The sequence below is a fragment of the Bradyrhizobium sp. genome (genome assembly GCF_049691595.1).
Classification (GTDB): domain Bacteria; phylum Pseudomonadota; class Alphaproteobacteria; order Rhizobiales; family Xanthobacteraceae; genus Bradyrhizobium.
Genome location: NZ_JBAVNZ010000232.1, coordinates 1 through 3,434, shown reverse-complemented (window position 1 = coordinate 3,434; position 3,434 = coordinate 1). Strand labels below are relative to the sequence as shown.

General features: G+C 61.4%; 4 protein-coding genes. All 4 read right to left on the bottom strand.

Annotation, left to right across the window (positions count from 1 at the left end; translation table 11 throughout):
• Nucleotides 1-131: 131 nt before the first annotated feature.
• The 4 genes from WCE35_RS10380 to WCE35_RS10365 all read right to left on the bottom strand — a co-directional run bounded on the left by WCE35_RS10380 (nucleotide 132) and on the right by WCE35_RS10365 (nucleotide 3,131).
• On the bottom strand, nucleotides 132-362 hold the full coding sequence (locus WCE35_RS10380; protein WP_424593249.1) for a DUF433 domain-containing protein: 231 nt from the start codon (nucleotides 360-362) through the stop codon (nucleotides 132-134).
• 146 nt (nucleotides 363-508) lie between these two features.
• The gene (locus WCE35_RS10375; RefSeq protein ID WP_424593248.1) at nucleotides 509-1,618 is read right to left on the bottom strand and encodes a polyamine ABC transporter substrate-binding protein; all 1,110 of its coding nucleotides are present in this window, start codon (nucleotides 1,616-1,618) and stop codon (nucleotides 509-511) included.
• A gap of 4 nt (nucleotides 1,619-1,622) precedes the next feature.
• Nucleotides 1,623-2,792 carry an aminotransferase gene (locus WCE35_RS10370; protein WP_424593247.1) on the bottom strand — a complete coding sequence of 390 codons (1,170 nt, stop codon included), beginning with the start codon at nucleotides 2,790-2,792 and terminating at the stop codon, nucleotides 1,623-1,625.
• Nucleotides 2,793-2,801: 9 nt separating this feature from the next.
• Complete coding sequence (locus WCE35_RS10365; protein ID WP_424593246.1) at nucleotides 2,802-3,131, bottom strand: rhodanese-like domain-containing protein; 330 nt, start codon at nucleotides 3,129-3,131, stop codon at nucleotides 2,802-2,804.
• Nucleotides 3,132-3,434: the final 303 nt, after the last annotated feature.

Below are 3,434 nucleotides of genomic sequence, written 5' to 3'. Positions count from 1 at the left end.
TGCGGACACGTCCTGGCTCGATAACCGAGAAATGACCGGCCCAGTCGTCACGCGTCATTATCACGTCGGCAGCCGCTCTGAGGGCTATCACCGCCGCGCCGGGAAAATTCTCATCAGCCAGGAAGCGCATATCAGGCCGCGCTCGGGTAGACTTTCTCCGCACTCAGCACGTCGCGGGCATATGCAAGACACGCGATAATGTCCTCGTGCGTGACACCGGGGTAATTCGTGAGAATATCCGGCTCAGCCCAACCGTCCGCCAAGAGGCCGATCACGAATTCTACCGAAAGCCTGGTCCCGCTGATAACCGGCTTACCGGCCAGGACATCTGGCGACAGCGCAATGCGCGGATGATCCGTCATAGATCGGTTACTCTGTTGTTCGAGGTAGATGTTACTCTAATCCTGAGTGAGGCGCGACACCAGAATCGCAGCGTTTCGTCCCAACCTGGCGATGTCATTGAGTGCGCTCCTCAAACGAACCTGTAAACTCGCAACGACCTTGCCGGTCACTTCCCCGTCTTCACCCTGGTCCATAGCCGGTTGATGATGCGCTGGGTGGCGGGATCGCGCGCGATGATCACGAACAGTTTCTTCTGCGTCGCCTCATCCGGATAGATGTTCTTGTCGTTGAGGATTTTTGGATCGATCAGCTTCTGGCTCGCCAGATTGCCGTTGGCATAGGACAGGAAATCGGAATTTTTTGCCGCGACCTCGGGCCGGTAGAGGTAGTTGATCAGCTCATGGGCTTCCGCGACATTGTTCGCATCCGCCGGGATCGCGAGATTGTCGAAGAACATCTGCGCGCCCTCTTTCGGGATGGTGTAGCCGATCTCGACATCGGATTTGGCCTCGGCCGCGCGGCTGCGCGCCTGCATCACATCGCCCGACCAGCCCACCACGAAACAGATTTCGCCCGAGGCCAGCGCGCCCAGATATTCCGATGAGTGAAATTTTCTGACATAGGGCCTGATCCTGATGACGAGATCGGCGGCCTTCTCCAGCTCGGCCGGTTTGATCGAGTTCGGATCGATGCCGAGATAGCTCAATGCCGCCGGCAGGATGTCGTCGGCGGAATCCAGCATGTGAATGCCGCAATCCCTGAATTTTGCGAGATTCTCCGGCTTGAACACGATGTCCCAGCTATCGACCTTGGCGCCGGGGCCAAGGAGCTTCTCGGCCATCTTCACGTTGTAGCCGATACCGGTGGTGCCCCACATGTAGTTGGCGCCGTAATTGTTGCCGGGATCGTAGGTCGCAAGCTGCCCGGTCACCACCGGCCAGGCATTGGCGAGGTTCGGCAGCTTCGACTTGTCGAGCTTCAGGAAAACTTTTGCCGTGATCTGGCGCTGCAGGAAATAGCCGGTCGGAACGACGACATCGTAGCCGGATTTTCCCGCCAGCAGCCGCGTCTCCAGGGTCTCATTGGCGTCGAACGTGTCGTAGACGACCTTGATGCCGGTCTCCCGGGTGAAATCCTCCAGCACGTCAGGCGCCATATAGTTCGACCAATTGTAGAAATTGACCGTGCGCTGCTCGGCGCCGGCGGCAGGCGCGAACCACAGAACCGCGGCGATGGCGCCGGCGAAACCAATGCGATGACGGTTCTGGTCGCGCATCTCGTCACCTCTTTCGGCGGTGCACCGCATCCGACAAGCGCTCCAGCGCCGTGTCGAGCGTCGAATCCTTTTTTGCAAAACAAAACCGCACCACCGACGTCACGGCATCCTGTTCGTAGAACGCCGACACCGGAATGGCCGCGACCTTGTAGTCGGTCACGATGCGCTTGCAGAAGGCCTCGTCGGTCTCGTTCAGCCCGAGCGGCGACAGATCGACGGTGAGGAAATAGGTGCCTTGCGACTTCAGCACGGGAAAGCCGATGCTTTCCAGTCCGCGGGTGAGGCGGTCCCGGCTCCGCGCCAGATCCTTGCGCATGTCGTGGAAATATTCCGCCGGCTTGCCGAGGCCATAGGCGACCGCTGCCTGAAGATTGGGCGCGGTGGTAAAGGTGAGAAACTGGTGCACCTTGGCCGCGACGCGGAGCAGCGGCGGCGCGGCGCAGACAAAGCCGATCTTCCAGCCGGTCAGCGAAAAAATCTTGCCGGCGCTGCCGACCTTGATGGTGCGCTCGCGCATGCCCGGGATGGTGATCAGCGGGATATGCTCGCGGCCGTCGAAGATCACGTGCTCCCAGACCTCGTCGCAGATCGCTGTCGTGTCGAACTCCTGGCAGAACCGCGCCAGCAATTCGAGGTCCTGGCGCGGATAGACCACCGCCGCCGGATTGAGCGGATTGTTGAACAGCACCGCCTTGGTCCTGTGATTGAAGACGCTGCGCAGCATCTCCTCGGTCAGCCGCCATTCCGGCGGTTCGAGACGCAACAGACGCGGAATGCCGCCGGCCTGACGGATGATCGGCAGATAGGAATCATAGACCGGCTGGAACACCACGACCTCATCGCCGGGCTCCACCACGGCGAGGATCGCCGAGGTCAGCGCCTCGGTGCCGCCGGAGGTCACCATCACTTCCGTCATCGGATCGAGGGTGAGCCCATGCCAACGTCCGTAATGAGAAGCGATCGCCTGCCGCAATTCCGGAATGCCCATCATCGAGGGGTATTGATTGTAGCCGTTGATGGACGCGTCCGCGGCGGCACGCCGGATGTCCTCGGGGCCGGGATCGTCGGGAAAGCCCTGCCCGAGATTGATGGCGTTGTTGTCGCGCGCCAGCTGCGACATCGCCTCGAAGATGGTGACGGGAAGGTCGGCGAAGACCTTGTTCATGGAGGTCATGGCAAAATGTCAGCCGCCTGCCCTGGTCCGCAGTCCCGCGGCCTTCCAGCCCAGAATGCCGCCTGCCAGATGCTTGTCATAGGGCAGACCCGCCGCCTGCGCCGCGAGCGAGGCCGTCACCGAGCGCTTGCCGGAGCGGCAGGCAAACACCACCTGCTTTCCCTCGGGGTCGGGAATCGCCGCCGGGTCGAAGGCCGAGAGCGGAACGACGACGCTGCCCGGATAGGCTTCCACGGCGACCTCATTCGGCTCGCGGACATCGACGAGAAGATAGCGTCCCTCGGCCATCCCCTTGGCGACGTCTTCCGGCGTCAAATCGTGCACCTGATGGTCCGCCACGCATATCCTCCCGACAACCTGCCTTGAGGGTCCCGCTCGCCCCGCCAGCCGGGCGCCAAAGTCGCCCCTCGCGCGGCGAAAATCAAGCGCTGCAAATGGTTTAAAGGACCGCCAAAAGCGGGGCCGCGTGCCCATAAGCGCATAAAGCGAATTATGCTCTCGCGGGCTTCATTTCAGGCCAGAAGTTGCTTTGTGATGGGCCAGGCCCCTACCGGCGTTTGAGGGCCGGTCGCCCTGTAGCGTCGTCGAAGATAGAACGCCTTGGCGTTTGAGCTTGCTTCTGCACGAACCGCATGGACGCCC

Excerpts from the sequence above, each read along its gene's own strand:
- WCE35_RS10380 (WP_424593249.1), bottom strand. The coding sequence starts at position 362 with ATGACGGATCATCCGCGCATTGCGCTGTCGCCAGATGTCCTGGCCGGT.
- WCE35_RS10370 (WP_424593247.1), bottom strand. The coding sequence starts at position 2,792 with ATGACCTCCATGAACAAGGTCTTCGCCGACCTTCCCGTCACCATCTTC.
- WCE35_RS10375 (WP_424593248.1), bottom strand. The coding sequence starts at position 1,618 with ATGCGCGACCAGAACCGTCATCGCATTGGTTTCGCCGGCGCCATCGCC.